This window comes from Paraburkholderia bannensis NBRC 103871 (genome assembly GCF_000685015.1).
GTDB lineage: Bacteria > Pseudomonadota > Gammaproteobacteria > Burkholderiales > Burkholderiaceae > Paraburkholderia > Paraburkholderia bannensis.
The window spans coordinates 14,048-30,095 of the sequence record NZ_BAYA01000039.1; the positions used below are offsets into that span (position 1 = coordinate 14,048).

The following is a 16,048-nucleotide window of genomic DNA, read 5'->3' on the forward strand; positions in this document are numbered from 1 at the left end:
GCCATCAGCATCCCTCAAAAGCCTCAAAGGCCTCAAGCCGCCACCGGCAGATCGAGCAACGCCGGCGCCTGGCGCATCTGCACGCGGCTTGCGCCACGTTCCAGCAACCGGCGCGTGGACGGCCAGTTTGACAGTTGCACTTCGTCGCGAATCGCTGCGCAAACATCGACGATGCGTTCAAGCTCGTCCTCGCTCAACATCGCGTTGATCGACAGCCGCATGAGCGAGCGGTTCTGCGCCGTGGCCGGCGCGCAGAACACCGACGCGAAAATGCCCCGCGCCTCCAGTGCGTCGCGCAGCACGATGGTCTGTGCTTCGGGGCCGGCTTCGAGCGCGACGATCTGCGTCTCGCTGCCGTTGAGGTTGTAGCCCAGCGCGCTCAGGCGCGAGCGCACGTACAGCGCATTCGACGCGAGCCGCTCGCGGCGCCAGTCGTCGCGTTCGATCACATCGAGCGTGGCCGCGAGTCCCGCGGTTTCGTGCGGCAGCAGCGTCGAGCTGAAAATCGCGGGCAGCGCCTCGAACTTGAAATACTCCTGAAAGCGCCGTGAGCAGCTAATAATGCCCGCGCGACCAGCAAATGCCTTCGCCAGACTCGCCGTGCGAAAGTGCACGCGATCGCCCAGCCCGAGCTGCGCAACGAGCCCTGCGCCATGCGGCCCGTGCGTGCCGAGCGAATGCGATTCGTCGACCACGAACACGCAATCGTGCGCGGCGCAGACATCGGCGAAATCCTCTAGCGGACACACGCTGCCGTTCGTGCTGTACACCGAATCGACGATCACAATGCCCGGCCCGTTGCGGCGAATGCGCTGCTCCAGATGCGCGGCATCGTTGTGCATATAGCTGATGGGTTTCGCGCCCGCACTGCGAATGCCTTCCCACAGCGACATATGCGCCATCATGTCGATATAGACCGGCGTCTGCTCATTGGCGATCGACTGGATCAGGCCAGTATTGGCGGCAAATCCCGACTGGCACAACACGCTCGCCTGCGCGCCCATATAGCGGGCGAAGCGCTCCTCTAGCTGGAGCTGCGGGCACGCATCGTCGTGCAGAAAGATGCCGGACATCAGCAGTCCGTTACCGTCCGCACGGATCGTCGAACACATCGCGTCGAGAATCTCGGGGTGGCGCGCAATCGACAGATAGTCGTTGCTCGACAGGTGCAGCGCATTGGCGTCCGGCACGCGCCCGCGCATGATGTGCCCGCCTCCCCAGCTTTGCTGCACACGTTCCCCGTAATAGCGGTCTACGCGCGCAGCGAGAAAAGCCGGCAGGGCGGCATCGTTGTTTTGCGCATCACGCCAGTTGTTATTGTTGACTTGCATCTCAGGCTCCTTGTGGTCAGTGGCCGCCTCCCCGCAGGCGACTTCCCATACAGAACCGTTGGGATGGCAGGCCGGTAGTGGGCCCACGCCGGCTTGACGCGCGCGAGCGAACCTCGCGCGGACACGCCGGGCATGGACTCTTGAATGCGGAAAAACCGAAGACTGATGAACGCGCGCAGGGCACGCCAATCGTGGGAAACGCAGGAAGCGCGCGAATCGATGCGGGGCCCGCGCCGGCTGCGCCAGCGGCCACGCCCGCGCCCAGGTGCATGCGCGTCGAGGGTGCATGCAGGGGCGCACGGGAGCGTGCGCGGCGCGCTACAGCGCGCGTAACCGCCTGGCGCTGGGGATCGTATCGGGCGATCCGTCGTGCGCCTTGTTTTTCGGCGATGCGTCCGGCGTTAGTGCGTGGGGGTCGGTGCGGTCACGACAGCGCGAGCATGGGGCCGCGCGGCCGGCTGGAATGCGCGTTGCTCGCAACGTCACTCACACCTTTTGGTAATTATCCTTTAAAAACAGCGAGATGATAAATTTCATCTGCAACGAAATTCATTATGCATAGCGAAACGATTGCGCCCTCATGTAACGCATAAAAGGGCGCATTTCGTGGTCGAATCGGATGGCGCGTGGGTATTCACGGCGCATTGCCGTCAGCGCGGCGACAGGATATCGAAATGAAAACGGCGGACTCATAATCCGCTGGAAATATTGCCGGTTTCTCTTTTACTTTTTTATGACACCGGCTTTGATGTACTCGCGTCGCTCTGGGAATTCAGGACGCCCATTCAGGACGCCGGTTACGCCGTCACCACGCGATCGCGGCCGCGCGTTTTGGCTTCGTAGAGCGCAGCGTCCGCGCGCGCCATCAGGCTGGCCAGCGTATCGCCGGGGTTCAGCACATCGACGCCCGCGCTGAACGTCAACCCCGCGTGCGGCGTCTGGGGTGTCGACGGCTCCTGCCCGTGCGGCGCGGAATCACCGCCGCGCCGCACCGCGAGCGCGGCCACACGCAGCGCGTCGAGCCGCATCACCGCAGCCTCGCGCGTAATCGCCGGGAACAGCAGCGCGAACTCCTCGCCGCCCAGGCGCCCGAACAGATCGCTCTCGCGCACGCCGGTGGCCACCACGCGGCCAAAATGCGCCAGCGCGCGATCGCCCGCCGCGTGGCCAAAGTGATCGTTGATGGCCTTGAAGTGATCGATGTCGAGAATCGCCAGCACGACCGGCGTGCCCTTCACGCGCGCGGCCTCGATCATCTCGCCCGCATGAGCGACGAAGGCGCGCCGCGTGAGGGCGCTCGTGAGCTCGTCGCGATTGGCGAGGCGCTCCAGACGTTCGGCCATGCGGTCGTGCGCGAGCAGCACCATGCCGATGGATAACGACGGCAACACCAGGATCCCCAGCGCGAGCCAGACGACGTTGAGCGGCGTGACGGCAAGCAGCGTGTTCTGCTCGATCATCCCCGAGCCGTAGGTCACGCCGCGCAGCCCGTGCGCGAACGCGCCCAGCCATGCAGAAGCGGTCACGAAACGATAGCTGTACACGGGGCGGCCAGGCGGGCGGTAGCGTATCGCCATCCAGCCGATCGCCGCGTAAATCGCGGCATGGAACGCGGAAACGAGCGCAATGCGCGCAGCCAGGTTCGGCTCCGCCCAGTACCACCAGGCGATGCCGATGGCAACCACGGCGCAGCCAATCCGGGCAAGCGGCGCACGCGGCTGCAGTCCAAAGAATTCGCGGCAACCCTCCAGCGCACGCGTCACGGCGATGGCCAGCAGCGTGTTCGACACGAGCACGGTCAAGACCGGCATGCCCATGCGCTGCATCCCCGTGAGCACCAGCGCCACGCTTGCCCACACGTAAGCGCCGATCCAGCGGCTCACGCCCGGAATGCGCGCAGGCCGCAGCGAGCCGAGAATGGCGAGACTCATGATGCTCGAAAGCACCGTGACAAGAAGGATATTGACCGGATCTAGCATGAGCAGCGCACGGCGCAAGGTCTGGGGGCGGCGCCTGCATCGCGCGCCATGGGCCAGAAAAAACGGGCCCGCAACAGTTTAGGGCAGAAACTTTAAAAATATCGCTTCGACATATGAATTTATGCTTTTCAATGATGGACTGAATCCCCGCCCCTGAAACAAATAAGTAAATTATTCCGATCGGCAATTATGCGTGACCGAATCGCGCACCGAATCGGAATCAGATCGGAATCGAATCAGCACCGAATCGGCATCGCTCCGGTTCAATTGATTGCATATACATCCAATTTGCCGTTATTCATATTGGTTATTGTTGGGTGGCGCGCGCTGTTAAAACAATCGTCGACGATTAACGGCACCAGACGGGAACGCCATCTGCTGTATCTCTCCTGTGACTGGATCATTCGCAGGAGATGCTCATGCCAACCGCCTCCGCTTCTTCGACGGCTTCCCCGTCAACCTCGGCCGCCTTGCCCGGCAATCCTCGCGATGCGCTCGTCGAGCGGGTTCAGCGCGCCGTCAATGACGTGTCCTATCCCGCGCACCCGCGCACGCTGATCGACGCGGCCACGCAGGCACACGCCGGCCCAGACGTGCTCGACGCGCTGCAGCGGCTGCCCGATGAGGCATTCGGCGGTTTTGCCGAAGTGTCGGCTTCGATCGTGGCCGGACTCGACACGCGCGCCGAGCCGCGACGCGACGCTACGCCCTGAGGCCGCATTTGGGACGCTCGGGTAGCTCAGGGAGGATCGCCATGAAACCAGCCAAAGCCGCAGGAACGGAAATTGCACGCACGGTTGCGACCGTCCGGCAATGGGCTGAGCCTGGAGGCTCGCGCCGCCGCCCGGCATGTCTGGAAACCAGTCAAAGAACCGCGCAAAGACCCGAAAAAAACGAGGGTGCGCTGCACCCAGGTACACGACGTATGGCTACCGTTTTACTCGTCGACGACGACATCAATACGCTGAACGCACTCAAGGAACTGGTCGGACAGGAAGGCTATCGGGTCAGGACGGCCGAAGATGGTCTCGATGCGCTGAAAAGCGCCCTGGCCGAGCCGCCCGACGTCGTGATTTCCGACTGCATGATGCCGCATATGGACGGCCTGTCCCTGATGCGCGAAATGCGCCGCAACAGCGTGCTCGCCGCGGTGCCGCTCGTGCTCGTGTCGGCGCTGGTGACGCCTCCTCCCGATGCGGACGTCGTCGCCTTCCTGCGCAAGCCGTTCGCCATTTCGCAACTGATCGATATGTTGCACCGGATCGCCGCCCCATGACGCTCGCACGCGGCGCATGCTGTGGAGAAATATGCGCCGCGTCCGATCCGCACTGCCCCTCATCGATGCGGCTTCTGCCGCGTGTTCTCCTTCGTATTCCGGTTAACCTGCGCATCATTCTGCGTGCGCTCCTGATAGGCGTCGCCGCCCCGGCGATCGGTGTCTTCCAGGCCGCGCTCAAGATCTTCGTGACCTTGCACGCCGACCGAGCGCGGCTCGTGGGGATGCTTCGCCGCGACCGGCTCACCGCCTTCGTGACGGGGATGCTTGACTGGGGCGTCGTCTTCATGCTCGGGCCGCTGTGGCTGGCCGTCCGTGGTTTTACGCGCGTCTTTCATGGCGAACCTCCGTGCTGTCCATGCCACCAGGGCGCAAAGCCGATGCCCGCTGCCGCCCAGGCCACTGTTGCTCTGCTGGATCGTCTTAACAAAACTGTCGCGCACGCGCGGTACAGTCGAGGCTATTTGCCGTCTGGAATCGCCGCCCAGCCCTTATGCTCGCCCCGCAACTCGCGCCGCTCGTCGCCGCCTTCTATGAAACCGTCCGGCACGGCAGCATCACCGCCGCCGCCCGGCACCTCTCGATCAGCCAGCCCACCGTCACCGCGCGCATCCAGCAGCTCGAAAAGCACTATGGCGTCGAACTGTTCCATCGGCGCGGCAGCCGCGTCGAGCTCACGCAGACGGGCGCGGCGCTCATGCCGCTCATCGACCGCATGATGGAAAGCGAACTCGCGATCGACTGCGCGCTGCGCGACGGCCGCGCGCTCGATGCGGGCAGTTTCCGGCTGGGCACCACCGGCCCCTACTACATCCTGCCAGCGGTCGCGGCGTTTCGCCGTCGTTATCCGAACGTGCAGATTGGCATTGAGGTGGGCAACTCGCAGGAAGTACTCGACGCACTGGTCGAATATCGCGTCGATATCGCCGTTTCATCGAATCGGGTGGACGATGCCTCGCTCACGCGCCACCGCATCGCGAGCGATTCGCTCGTGCTGGTGGTCGATCCGTCGCATCGGCTCGCACACAAGCGCAGCACCGACCTGAACGTGCTGGCCGGGGAAACCCTGCTGCTGCGCGAGCCCGGCTCGCGCACGCGCGACGCCACCGAAGCCGCGCTCAAGCGACGTGGCGTCGCGCCCGCCGCGCTCATCGAAATCGGCAGCCGCGAAGCTATTTGTGAAGCGATCCGGCATGGCCTGGGCTGCTCGTTGATGCCGTCGGGCGAAGTGCCGCGCGGCGCGGCGCTCGTGAGCGTGCCGATCGAACCGGACGGCCCGGTCATGCACGAATATCTCTACCACCTCAAGAGCCGCACCAATGCGCGTCTGATCGAGGCGTTCATGAGCGTGCTCGATGCAGAACCCGTCGATTCGTCATCAGCTTTTGCAGATGCTTCGTAGAACGACATAGTTCATGGCGTCTGCCGTTGGCGATCAAAACGCCGCCGGCGCGCGTTGCGGGTACGATAGCTTCGTCAAGCCCCATCGCGCCCTGGAACAAGCTGGCACCATGACCTCGAAGGATCGCCGTCACTTTCTGCACGCCGCTGCTGCAGGCGCCACGCTCGGCCTGTTTCCAGCGGCCATTCGTCGCGCGCTCGCGATTCCCGCCAGCTCTGTCATCGGCACGATTCAGGACGTCCAGCACGTCGTGATCTTCATGCAGGAGAACCGCTCGTTCGACCATTATTTCGGCACTTTGCCGGGCGTGCGCGGCTTCGGCGACCGCATCACGATTCCGCAGCCGCAAGGCGCGAGCGTCTGGCAGCAGAGCGACGGTGTGCGCAGCGTGCTGCCCTTCCATCTCGACAGGACAAAAGGCAACGCGCTGCTCGCGGGCGGCGCGCACGAATGGCTCGACGCGCACAGCGCCTGGGATCAGGGCCGCATGACGCAATGGCCGAAGTCGAAAGGCGATACGTCGATGGGCTATCTGGACGTCGCCGATCTGCCGTTTCACTTCGCGCTCGCGAATGCCTTCACGATCTGCGACGCCTACCATTGTTCACTGCACGGCGGCACCAATTCGAACCGCATCTTCCTGTGGACAGGCACGAACGGCCCCGGCGGCGGTGGCCTCGAACCGCACGCGGTGGTGAACAACAACGGCTGGGACTGGCTCGGCCCCTCGGAAAAGGGGCTGAAATGGACGACCTACGCGGAGCGCCTGCAAAAAGCGGGGGTGAGCTGGAAGGTCTACGAGAACCAGCCCGATAACTACAACGACAACCCGCTCTGCGGTTTCGCGAGCTTCCGCAAAGTGCACGAATCGATCGCCGGTGCACCCAATGCGCCGTGGACGCCGGAAATCGAAGCCGCTTCGCCTCTCTATAAAGGCATTGGCAACACCATGCCCGACGGCGGCTTCCTGCAAGCGCTGCGAGACGACATCGCCGCGAACCGCATGCCGCAAGTCAGCTGGATCATTTCCCCGCAGGCCTATTGCGAACATCCCGCCGTTTCGACGCCTGATCAGGGCGCGTGGTACATCCAGCAGGTGCTCGACACGCTCACGGCCAATCCCGAGGTGTGGAGCAAGACCGTGCTGTTCGTGAACTACGACGAGAACGACTGCTTCTTCGATCACGTTCCGCCGCCAGACGTGCCGTCGCCCAACGCCGACGGCACCTATGCAGGCAAATCGACCGTCAGCACGAAGCACGAATACTTCACCGCGCCCAACCCGCCCAACGACGAAAAGCCGCTCACGCCGGACGGTCTGCCCTATGGCCCCGGCCCGCGCGTGCCGATGTTCGTGATCTCGCCGTGGAGCACGGGCGGGTTCGTCAATTCGCAGGCGTTCGATCACACCTCCGTGCTGCGCTTTCTCGAACGGCGCTTTGGCGTCGAGGAACCGAATATCAGCCCGTGGCGGCGCGCGGTGTTCGGCGACATGACGTCGGCACTTAACTTCAGCATGCCTAACGAAAAATTGGCAAGCTCCTTCCCCGTCACGAACAAGGCCGCCGCCGATGCGCTCAACGCCCAGCAAAGCAGGCTGAAGGCCGTGCCGCCGCCAGCCGTTGCCGCCCAGACGCTGCCACGCCAGGCGCGGCTCTCGCGGCCTTCGCGTGCGCTGCCGTATCGATTGCATGTCCACGCGAGTGTCGAGGGACGGCGCAAGGTGCGTCTTGAGTTTGTGAACGAAGGCAGCGCGGGCGCGGTCTTCCACGTCTACGACCGGCTGCATCTGGAGCGCATTCCCCGCCGCTACACGGTCGAAGCAGGCAAGCACTCAAGCGACGAATGGACGCCCGCATCCGCCGACGCCGATCGCTACGATCTGTGGGTGCTTGGCCCCAACGGCTTTCATCGCGGCTTCACCGGCGACGTCAGCGCTGTCCAGCGCGGCCCGAATCCCGAAACGCGATTGCGCTACGACGCGGCGAACAACGTGCTGACCCTCGCGATCGGCAACAGCGGGCGCGAACCCGCCACCTGCAGCGTGAAGCCCAACGCGTATCGCAGCGATTCGCCGTGGACTGCCACGGTCGCCCCGCATGGCCGCGCCGAACAAAGCTGGCCGCTGGCCGCGTCGGGCGGCTGGTACGACTTCACGCTGAGCGCCGAAAACGGCGTGACGCGCCGCTTTGCCGGCCGCCTGGAAACGGGGCGGGACAGCATCAGCGACCCGGACATGGGGAGCGATTGAACCGGCAACATGCGCCACGCGGGACATTTTGTATCGATTGATTTAAAATAAAACGTCCCTACCCGATGGAGCCGCCATGGGCCGTCCCCGCGAATTCGATGAAACCAGCGTACTGGACGCCGCGTGCGGCGCGTTCTGGGCGCGCGGCTACGAGGCCACCTCGACGCGCGATCTCGTGAAGGCCACCGGCCTCACGCAGCCGAGCCTCTACAACGCATTCGGCGACAAGCGCGCGCTGTTCCTGCGCGTGCTCGATCACTATCTGGAGCATTCGCTGCGAGAGCGCATCGTGCGGCACGAGGCCGCCGCGACGCCCGGCACGGCCATCGCCGGCTTTTTCGCCGAGACGATTCAGCGCTCGCTCGACGATCCAGCCAAGCGCGGCTGCCTGATGGTGAATTCCGGCCTGGAAGCCGCTCCCGACGACGACGAACTGCGCAACGCCATCGCCGCGGAAGTCACGCAGATTCGCGACTTTTTCCTGCGCTGCGTGCAAGCTGGCCAGCGCAGCGGCGAGATCGCGAAGACGGTCGGCGCAGCGGAAGCGGCCCAACATCTGCTTGCGGTACTGCTGGGCCTGCGCGTGATCGCCCGTATTCATCCCGAGCGCGAGTGGCTCACCGGCGCCGTCGCGCCCGCGCTCACGCTGCTCGGGCTGCTGCCGGGGCATGGTGCGCATTGAGTCCTTTTTAAAGGCTCTTTCTAAACCTGCGGTTTAGCCTGCGCGAGCGGCGCGGTCGTGATACCCTTATAACTCCGATTCAATTAGTCGTGGTATAGCCATGTCTTACATCAGCACCGGCGTCGAGTACGGTTTGCATTGCCTGCTCTATCTGGCCGATCCCGAAGGCGTGCGCGAGGCAAGCGTGCGCGATCTCGCCGAGATGCAGGGCGTCTCCGTCGATTACGCCGCCAAGCTTTTTACGCGCCTTGCCAAGGCCGGACTCGTTTCGGCCACCGAGGGGATTCGCGGCGGCTTCGCGCTCGCACGCGCGCCGGAAGCGATCACGGTGCACGATGTCGTCGAAGCCATCGACGGCGTCAAACCGCTGTTCGATTGCCGCGAGATCCGCTCGCAATGCGCGCTGTTCGACGACGCCGCGCCGGCATGGGCCACGCGCGGCACCTGCTCGATCCACGCCGTCATGCAGGGCGCGGAGCGCAGCATGCGCGACGAGCTGAAAAAGCACACGCTCGCCGATCTCGCCACGCGCGCGCACGCCAAGGCGCCAGCCAGCCACGGCAAGCACGTGGTGCAATGGTTCAGCGACCGCGCCGCGAACCGGCGCAGCGATCGCGCGTAATCGCCGCTATCACACCACCATAAAACCGCTTTAGAACCGCTATAAAACGCGGGCATAAAAAAAACAGGCTCTTTTCAGAGCCTGTTTTTACGTTACGACCTCAATTCGCTTACGCAACCACGATCCGGCGCGGATCGGCAGCCGCCAGCACCTCGGCGCGATCTGCGCGCGGCGGATAGATCCATTCGGTGTTGATGCGCTGCTTGAGCTGCTTCGCTTCCTGGCCGCTCAGCTTGACTTCGCGCTCCCAGCCTTCCGTGTACACCGCGCCCCACGGGCCGAGATCGAGACAGGTCACGTATTTCGGCTGGCTGTACGCGATGGTTTCCAGGCCGAGCAGATCGGCGGCCGCATTGTGCCCCGCGGAGCGGCCCAGATTCATCGCATGCTGGCACGACATCAACGTGCGGTTACCCACGTCGTCGGTGGCCGCGCTGGCGACGTCGCCCGTTGCGTACACGCCGGGCACGCCCTCAACGGCCAGATTGCTGTCCACGTAGAGGCGGCCCGCAGCATCGCGGCGCGCCGGAATCTGCGCGGTCAGCGCGCTGGCACGCACGCCGGCCGTCCAGATCACGGTGTTCGAGTCGATGCGTGTGCCGTCGGCCGTCGTCACGCCGTTGGCATCGACCGCAGCGACGCCTTGACCCAGTTGCCACGTGACGCCCAGATCGCGCAATGCGGTCTCGATCACGGGACGCGGGCCCGGGCCAAGATCGGGGCCGATCGCGTCGTTGCGTTCGACCACAACCACGCGCACCTGTGCATCCTGGCCAAGCGCGGCACGCAGGCGTGCGGGCATTTCTGCTGCGGTTTCAATACCCGTGAAGCCGCCGCCCGCCACCACGACGGTGTTGCGCGCGGGCGTATCGGGCTGCTGCGCGAGATTGCGGATATGGGTTTCGAGCGCTGCGGCTTCGTCGATCTGGTCGACGCTGAAGGCGTGTTCGGCAAGGCCCGCAATCTCGGGGCGGAACAGCTTGCTGCCCGCCGCCAGCACGAGGCGGTCGTAGCCCAGCGTGAAGGCGCGGCCTTGCATGTCCTGTCCCGTCACTTCGCGACGGTCGGTATGAATCTGCTCGACCATGCCCTGCACGAACTTCACGCCGACTGCATCGAAGATTGCCGTGAGCGGCGCCTTCATGTTCTCCGGGCCTTCCTCGTACAGACGCGGGCGCACGTGCAGATGCGGATCCGGCGCGATCAGCGTGATTTCGACATCGGCGCGACCGGCCTCGTCGATCAGACGCGCCGCGCTCAGTGCGCTCCACATACCGGCAAAACCGGCCCCGACAATCAGAATTCGCTTCGACATGTTCCACTCCTGTAGATCGTTGCGTGAGTCCGAACCTTGTCGAACCACTGCACCTGGAAAACACGCTGCAACGTCGCAACGCATAACTACGATTCTATGAGTCGTAGTTATGCGAGACAATGCGACTTAATGAAACAGACTGTTGACCGAAATCGCCATGATCGATGGCGGCGTCGTTGAGCTTTCGTCGGATCAATCCACGAGGCGCGTGCCCGCCCGCTGCAAATGAAAACGCCCGCGTGCGGTCGGCACGCGGGCGTTTGTGGGTCGTTCGCTATCGTTAGATTAGTGATACGAATGACCTGCAAATCAGGTTGAGCGACGGCTCATGAACAGATCCACGACGAATGCCAACGTCAATGCAACCGCACCACACGCGAAGATCAGCGCGTAGTTTTCGTGCGTGTGTGTGAACAGATACGAGTAACCGTAGCCACCCAGCGCCTGGAACAACGCGAAAGCCGTAGTCGCGCGGCTCCAAGCGGCACGCTGCTCCAGGTGATCGTGCGGAACCAGTTCGTGGATGCGGCCAAGCGCAAGCGGCACGACGCCTGGCGTGAATGCACCGAGTATCACGGTCGCGGCCAATATCGCCGCCATTTGGCTCGACGCCGCGAGCAAGGCAACCGCAACGGCCTGCGCCAGCAGCGCGAAACGCCAGGTCAGTCGAAAGCCGATACGATCCGCCACCTGCCCGCACACGATCGGCCCCGCGGTGGCCGCGACGCCATACAGCACCCAGATGTACGCACCGTTTGCCGCACCGTGCCCGAGACCACGCGCCACATAGTCGACGAGCAGCACCATCGCCGGCACGAGCCCCAACGCATTCGCCGCATATTGTGCGTAGTGCACGCGCAGCGCGCCCGCGGCCTTTGCACTGCCGTGCTGGGCGCTTTCATGCGCTCGCGCCGCCGCCGGCGCGTCGCTGCGCGGCCAGCCGAACCAGCTGATGGCCGTGAGCAGCAACGCAATCGCGCCAAGTCCCATCCACGTCGTTCGCAGGCCATAGTGAAGCAGCCAGGGAATCGCCGTGCCCGACGCCGCAATGCCCAGTCCCAGCCCGAAAAAGATCATCCCGCTGACAAAGCCGCGCCGCGCAGGCGGCACGTGCGGCAGGATCGACGTTGCGACCAGCACCATGATCGCGCCGCCCGCCACGCCCGACAAAAGCCGCCACGCGAAGAACCACGCGACCGACAGCGGGAACGCACACGCAAAAAACGCCAGCGTTGCCGCCGCCATGAGCGCGCGCAGCGCGAGCCGGTTGCCGAGCCCATGCGCAATCGACCGGCCGAGCAACGCACCCAGCAGGTAGCCCGCGAAATTGGCCGCGCCCAGCGTGACGGCCTGCGATGCCGAGAACCAGTGCGCCTGGATCAACGGCGGAATCAGCGGCGTGTACGCAAAGCGCGCAAGCCCGATCGCGACAAAGCTGCCGCACAAGCCCGCGAGCGTCGCGAAAAGCGCCCGCGCGTCGAGCCGGTCGGGCACGCGCACGCCCAGAGTCGATGGAGTTGCCGACATGTTTGCTTTCCTCGTTTTCTATATCAATCGATACAATACGTCGCATTCTATATCGATTGACACAAAACGCAAGCCTTGAGCGCAACGCCATGGCACGCGCAGTACACTGCCCGTTCTTCATGAGACAGGAGCCAGCATGAAAATCGACTTGTCAGGAAAACTTGCACTCGTCACCGGTTCGGCAGCGGGTATCGGTCTGGCCATCGCCAAGGGACTGGCGGGCACGGGCGCGAACGTGATCGTGAGCAGCCGCAACGAGGCCAACGTGCGCGACGCCGAAGACATCGTGCGCGCAGCCGTGCCGGGGGCGCAGGTGCATGGCTTTGTGGGCGACCTGTCAAACGAGGCCGGCTGTGCGGCCCTCGTGAAGGCGTATCCGAAGGTGGACATCCTCGTGAACAACCTGGGCGTGTTCAAACTGGAGGACTTCTTCGAGATTCCCGATAGCGAATGGCAGCGCTTTTTCGACACCAATGTCATGTCGGGCGTGCGTCTGTCGCGAGCCTATGCCGAGGCAATGGTGAAACAGGGCTGGGGCCGCATCGTGTTCATTTCGTCGGAGTCGGGGCTCAATATTCCCGCCGACATGATTCACTACGGCATGACCAAGACCGCGCAGCTCGCGGTGGCGCGCGGTCTCGCCAAGCGGCTCGCGGGCACGGGCGTGACGGTCAATTCGGTGCTGCCCGGGCCGACGCTTTCGGACGGCGTCGAAGCCATGCTCAAGGACGAAGTCGCGCGAACGGGCAAGAGCGCCGAGGAAGTCGCGGCAGCCTTTGTTCGCGAACATCGTTCGTCTTCCATCATCCAGCGCGCGGCGAGCGTGGAAGAAGTGGCGAATATGGTGGTCTATGCGTGCTCGAAGCAGGCTTCGGCGACTACGGGCGCGGCGCTGCGCGTGGACGGCGGCGTGGTGGATACGATCGCCTGATTGTCATTCGATATCCTGAATAAATGCATTCGTAAAAACGGCCCGCGCATCGCAGCGCGGGCCGTTCTCTCATCGTGAGACTGGTCACGCGAGATGAGTGCAGATCAGTGCATCAGCCCCGCCGCACGACGCCCAGCAACAACGTGACGAGGAACACCACGAGGAAAATGAAGAACAGGATCTTGGCAATCGATGCCGCGCCCGCCGCGATGCCGCCGAAACCGAACACGGCGGCGATGATTGCGATGATGAAGAAAATGACTGCGTATTGAAGCATGACGTCCTCCAGTCTCCGGTTCATTCCGGGTTAAGGTCAGGTGCCGCGCGCACGCGGCAGGTAAAAACCGGGTAAAAGCAATGCATTCGTCAGCTCGCCTGTCGTTGCAGCGTGAGCAGCGAACATAAAAAGAGGAGCGGGAGCACCCTGCACGTCAGGCAGCGCGCCTTCCGCCGCCCCCGCTCCTGCGCCAAGCGAAACCCAACGCGACTGCGAACCGGTGAAGCGCACGGCGCCGACGGGAAATCGCGCAAGCTGGCCGACCGGCTTAACGTCCGGCTTCACGTCCGGTTCAACAACGTCCGGTTTAACGTAGAAGTTCGACACGGCGAACTCCTCGACGCTCAATGCAGGACGTCCGGCACGTCGGGCGCGCGGAAGCGGCCGCTATGCAGCACCACTGGGCCCGCGCCCTGCTCGATGGCGCGCGTGCAGACCGCGCGAATGCGTGTCTGCCCGCGCTGGAACGCCTCGCGCAAGGGCCCTTCAAGCGCCGATTGCGCGCCGAAGTGATCTTCCAGCGCCTCCGCCGTGATCGCGCAGTCGAGCGGTTCGCCGTCCACCTCGGCAATGAAGTGCATCTGTAGATTCGCTCCGTCGAATTGCGGCGGCTCGTTGCGATATCGGATGTCCATGTCGGTGTTCCTGGCCTCCCTGGCCATGTCCTCGAATTCGTGCGGCAAACTGCCCGCCAGCGCCTGCTCCTGCATGTTCCGTTTTCATTGAGCAAGCGCGATGCCCGAGGTCGACCGTCGGGGCGCAACGCCATTTCGCTGACGCTGCGCCGCCGCATGCGGCCGTTGCCGCCAGCCCGCTTATTGAGTGGTGTTAGGCGAAGTCGTCTGCGGCATTTCCTGCATATTGTTTTGTTGCGAGCCCGGCATGGTTGACGGCGCGCGACTGGGCGTTGCACCCGTGCCTGCGCCCTGGCCGCCGCCCACGCCAGTCGTGCCGGGCGAACCGTAGCCGCTGCTGCCGTAACCCTTCATGTTCTTGCTGTTGCGGTTGTCATCCGGTACGACGCCCGCCGCGCCCTGCGTGTCGCCCCCTCCCGCGCCCACGCCATTGCTGCCGCCCATGCCGTTGCCGCTACCGGCCGAGCCTGCTGCGAAAGCCGCGCCGGACAACGCCATCGCGACAGTCAAAGTCACCGCCTTTATCGTCGGGTTCATGGTTGCTCTCCTTCGTAACGATCCGTTTATCGACAAGCGGCAGCGCCTCACGGCGCACCGCACGTGCGCCATCGAAAGCGCAATCGATGTGCCACAGACGGGCCGCCGCGCTGGCCGGAAACGGTATGGAAAAGGGAGCGAAGAAAAACAAAGGCCCGCATTGCGCGGGCCTGCCTGCCGGAACCGGCGATATTAGTCAGTCATGCGAAGCATGACCGGAGCTCACGACATCACGCCTGATGCGTGGCCGGATGCCAGCCGTTGTGCTGGAACGTCGTGGCGAAGAACAGCACCTGATAGCGGATCGAATTCGACCAGTACGACCACGTATGGCCGCCGGGCCGCTCCGCGTAGTCGTGCGGCACGCCCAATGCAATGAGTTTTTCGTGCAACGTGCGATTGGACTGCACGAAAGAATCGCTGACGCCGCAATCGATCGTCAGCGCGATATGCGCCTGCTCGAAGCTGTTCGCGCCTTCCACGATCGCGTTGCGCGTCCAGAAATCGGCATGACGCGCGGGATTGCCGAAGATGCGGTCGATACCCGGTTCGTCCTCGCAGTTGCGCGGATCGACCGCGCCGCTGATGCTGCCCGCCGCGCCAAACGCCTCCGGATGATCGAGTGCGATGCGCAGCGCGCCGAAGCCGCCCATGCTCAGCCCCGTGATCGCGCGCGCCTGGCGCGTAGCGATCGTACGGAAATGCGCGTCGATATACGACACGACTTCGGTGCCCACATAGGTCTCGTAGCGGCTCGCCGTATCGAACGGACTGTCGATATACCAGCTTTCGTGGCCGCCGTCGGGCATGACGAGCATCACGTGATAGCGGTCGGCGAGCTTGCCGATCTGCGTATTCGACGTCCAGTCGGCATAGTTGCCGCCCGATCCGTGCAGCACATAGATCACCGGATAGCGGGCCGCGCTGCTGCTGCGCGCGTAGTCGTCGGGAAGCACGACGGTCGCGTCGAACGCGCGGTGCATGGCCGCGCTAGAGATCGAGACGATCCGCGTCTGGAAGGCGGCCGCAGGCGCAGCAAAGAGCAGCGCGAAAAGCGGCGTCAGGATTAAAGCGAGAAACTTGTAGGGCTGGAACGCGCGGGCTGTCAGCATGAGTTGTCGCTCTTGTTTTCACTGCCACGAAAGGCACGACGCCTGCGACGACTCTAGCAAGGGGCACTTACAACCAAATTTCTATGAACCCTACGACTTGCTTCACATTTGCCTTCCGTACGCCTCGAATATTCCATCGATATTCAACCGATCCGATGTGTCCCCGTCATC

17 protein-coding genes are annotated in these 16,048 nt (G+C 63.9%); 7 read left to right on the plus strand and 10 right to left on the minus strand.

Going from position 1 to position 16,048, the window contains the following annotated elements; translation table 11 throughout:
• Positions 1–32 precede the first annotated feature (32 nt).
• Together cqsA and BBA01S_RS34610 are read right to left on the minus strand one after the other, a co-directional pair.
• Complete coding sequence (gene cqsA, locus BBA01S_RS34605) at positions 33–1,331, minus strand: alpha-hydroxyketone-type quorum-sensing autoinducer synthase (protein WP_027820429.1); 1,299 nt, start codon at positions 1,329–1,331, stop codon at positions 33–35.
• Between the two features lie 797 nt (positions 1,332–2,128).
• Positions 2,129–3,262, minus strand: coding sequence for a GGDEF domain-containing protein (locus tag BBA01S_RS34610; protein ID WP_245641681.1), 1,134 nt, complete (start codon positions 3,260–3,262; stop codon positions 2,129–2,131).
• 467 nt (positions 3,263–3,729) lie between these two features.
• Between BBA01S_RS34610 and BBA01S_RS44100 the strand changes: the two genes are divergently transcribed.
• Positions 3,730–4,023 (plus strand): DUF2795 domain-containing protein, encoded by a 294-nt coding sequence (locus tag BBA01S_RS44100; RefSeq protein WP_042298389.1) that lies wholly within the window; start codon positions 3,730–3,732, stop codon positions 4,021–4,023.
• Between the two features lie 41 nt (positions 4,024–4,064).
• Positions 4,065–4,586: a response regulator gene (locus BBA01S_RS34620; RefSeq protein WP_084162725.1), complete on the plus strand. Its 522-nt coding sequence runs from the start codon at positions 4,065–4,067 to the stop codon at positions 4,584–4,586.
• Between the two features lie 59 nt (positions 4,587–4,645).
• On the opposite strand, the gene BBA01S_RS34625 is transcribed toward BBA01S_RS34620, so the two are convergent.
• Positions 4,646–4,924, minus strand: coding sequence for a hypothetical protein (locus BBA01S_RS34625; RefSeq protein WP_027820432.1), 279 nt, complete (start codon positions 4,922–4,924; stop codon positions 4,646–4,648).
• A 155-nt stretch (positions 4,925–5,079) separates the two neighbouring features.
• On the opposite strand from BBA01S_RS34625, the gene BBA01S_RS44105 reads away from it, so the two are divergent.
• From BBA01S_RS44105 to BBA01S_RS34645, 4 genes are all read left to right on the plus strand, one after another.
• The gene (locus tag BBA01S_RS44105) at positions 5,080–5,988 is read left to right on the plus strand and encodes a LysR substrate-binding domain-containing protein (protein ID WP_042298385.1); all 909 of its coding nucleotides are present in this window, start codon (positions 5,080–5,082) and stop codon (positions 5,986–5,988) included.
• Between the two features lie 109 nt (positions 5,989–6,097).
• Complete coding sequence (locus BBA01S_RS34635; protein WP_027820433.1) at positions 6,098–8,239, plus strand: phosphocholine-specific phospholipase C; 2,142 nt, start codon at positions 6,098–6,100, stop codon at positions 8,237–8,239.
• A 76-nt stretch (positions 8,240–8,315) separates the two neighbouring features.
• A complete protein-coding gene (locus BBA01S_RS34640; protein ID WP_027820434.1) occupies positions 8,316–8,921 on the plus strand; it encodes a TetR/AcrR family transcriptional regulator in 606 nt (201 codons plus the stop codon).
• 100 nt (positions 8,922–9,021) lie between these two features.
• Positions 9,022–9,543, plus strand: coding sequence for an RrF2 family transcriptional regulator (locus tag BBA01S_RS34645; RefSeq protein WP_027820435.1), 522 nt, complete (start codon positions 9,022–9,024; stop codon positions 9,541–9,543).
• A 109-nt stretch (positions 9,544–9,652) separates the two neighbouring features.
• On the opposite strand, the gene BBA01S_RS34650 is transcribed toward BBA01S_RS34645, so the two are convergent.
• Both BBA01S_RS34650 and BBA01S_RS34655 read right to left on the minus strand, forming a co-directional pair.
• Complete coding sequence (locus tag BBA01S_RS34650) at positions 9,653–10,858, minus strand: NAD(P)/FAD-dependent oxidoreductase (RefSeq protein WP_027820436.1); 1,206 nt, start codon at positions 10,856–10,858, stop codon at positions 9,653–9,655.
• A gap of 309 nt (positions 10,859–11,167) precedes the next feature.
• Positions 11,168–12,385, minus strand: coding sequence for a YbfB/YjiJ family MFS transporter (locus BBA01S_RS34655; protein WP_027820437.1), 1,218 nt, complete (start codon positions 12,383–12,385; stop codon positions 11,168–11,170).
• A gap of 136 nt (positions 12,386–12,521) precedes the next feature.
• Between BBA01S_RS34655 and BBA01S_RS34660 the strand changes: the two genes are divergently transcribed.
• Positions 12,522–13,316, plus strand: coding sequence for an SDR family NAD(P)-dependent oxidoreductase (locus tag BBA01S_RS34660; RefSeq protein WP_027820438.1), 795 nt, complete (start codon positions 12,522–12,524; stop codon positions 13,314–13,316).
• Between the two features lie 112 nt (positions 13,317–13,428).
• Here BBA01S_RS34660 and BBA01S_RS46285 read toward each other — a convergent pair whose 3' ends face one another.
• The 5 genes from BBA01S_RS46285 to BBA01S_RS34685 all read right to left on the minus strand — a co-directional run bounded on the left by BBA01S_RS46285 (position 13,429) and on the right by BBA01S_RS34685 (position 15,877).
• Positions 13,429–13,593, minus strand: coding sequence for a DUF1328 family protein (locus tag BBA01S_RS46285; RefSeq protein WP_027820439.1), 165 nt, complete (start codon positions 13,591–13,593; stop codon positions 13,429–13,431).
• A 36-nt stretch (positions 13,594–13,629) separates the two neighbouring features.
• On the minus strand, positions 13,630–13,920 hold the full coding sequence (locus BBA01S_RS34670) for a hypothetical protein (protein WP_156966184.1): 291 nt from the start codon (positions 13,918–13,920) through the stop codon (positions 13,630–13,632).
• Between the two features lie 17 nt (positions 13,921–13,937).
• A complete protein-coding gene (locus BBA01S_RS34675) occupies positions 13,938–14,228 on the minus strand; it encodes a DUF1488 family protein (RefSeq protein ID WP_156966186.1) in 291 nt (96 codons plus the stop codon).
• A 180-nt stretch (positions 14,229–14,408) separates the two neighbouring features.
• Entirely contained in the window at positions 14,409–14,765 is a 357-nt protein-coding gene (locus tag BBA01S_RS44110) for a hypothetical protein (protein ID WP_052392026.1), read from the minus strand.
• A gap of 230 nt (positions 14,766–14,995) precedes the next feature.
• On the minus strand, positions 14,996–15,877 hold the full coding sequence (locus BBA01S_RS34685) for an alpha/beta hydrolase (RefSeq protein ID WP_084162726.1): 882 nt from the start codon (positions 15,875–15,877) through the stop codon (positions 14,996–14,998).
• Between the last annotated feature and the right edge of the window lie 171 nt (positions 15,878–16,048).

What these genes read in the sequence shown, in the direction of transcription:
- cqsA (WP_027820429.1), bottom strand. Translation starts at nt 1,331, where the DNA reads ATGCAAGTCAACAATAACAACTGGCGTGATGCGCAAAACAACGATGCC.
- BBA01S_RS34610 (WP_245641681.1), bottom strand. Translation starts at nt 3,262, where the DNA reads ATGAGTCTCGCCATTCTCGGCTCGCTGCGGCCTGCGCGCATTCCGGGC.
- BBA01S_RS44100 (WP_042298389.1), top strand. Translation starts at nt 3,730, where the DNA reads ATGCCAACCGCCTCCGCTTCTTCGACGGCTTCCCCGTCAACCTCGGCC.
- BBA01S_RS34620 (WP_084162725.1), top strand. Translation starts at nt 4,065, where the DNA reads ATGAAACCAGCCAAAGCCGCAGGAACGGAAATTGCACGCACGGTTGCG.
- BBA01S_RS34625 (WP_027820432.1), bottom strand. Translation starts at nt 4,924, where the DNA reads ATGAAAGACGCGCGTAAAACCACGGACGGCCAGCCACAGCGGCCCGAG.
- BBA01S_RS44105 (WP_042298385.1), top strand. Translation starts at nt 5,080, where the DNA reads ATGCTCGCCCCGCAACTCGCGCCGCTCGTCGCCGCCTTCTATGAAACC.
- BBA01S_RS34635 (WP_027820433.1), top strand. Translation starts at nt 6,098, where the DNA reads ATGACCTCGAAGGATCGCCGTCACTTTCTGCACGCCGCTGCTGCAGGC.
- BBA01S_RS34640 (WP_027820434.1), top strand. Translation starts at nt 8,316, where the DNA reads ATGGGCCGTCCCCGCGAATTCGATGAAACCAGCGTACTGGACGCCGCG.
- BBA01S_RS34645 (WP_027820435.1), top strand. Translation starts at nt 9,022, where the DNA reads ATGTCTTACATCAGCACCGGCGTCGAGTACGGTTTGCATTGCCTGCTC.
- BBA01S_RS34650 (WP_027820436.1), bottom strand. Translation starts at nt 10,858, where the DNA reads ATGTCGAAGCGAATTCTGATTGTCGGGGCCGGTTTTGCCGGTATGTGG.
- BBA01S_RS34655 (WP_027820437.1), bottom strand. Translation starts at nt 12,385, where the DNA reads ATGTCGGCAACTCCATCGACTCTGGGCGTGCGCGTGCCCGACCGGCTC.
- BBA01S_RS34660 (WP_027820438.1), top strand. Translation starts at nt 12,522, where the DNA reads ATGAAAATCGACTTGTCAGGAAAACTTGCACTCGTCACCGGTTCGGCA.
- BBA01S_RS46285 (WP_027820439.1), bottom strand. Translation starts at nt 13,593, where the DNA reads ATGCTTCAATACGCAGTCATTTTCTTCATCATCGCAATCATCGCCGCC.
- BBA01S_RS34675 (WP_156966186.1), bottom strand. Translation starts at nt 14,228, where the DNA reads ATGGACATCCGATATCGCAACGAGCCGCCGCAATTCGACGGAGCGAAT.
- BBA01S_RS44110 (WP_052392026.1), bottom strand. Translation starts at nt 14,765, where the DNA reads ATGAACCCGACGATAAAGGCGGTGACTTTGACTGTCGCGATGGCGTTG.
- BBA01S_RS34685 (WP_084162726.1), bottom strand. Translation starts at nt 15,877, where the DNA reads ATGCTGACAGCCCGCGCGTTCCAGCCCTACAAGTTTCTCGCTTTAATC.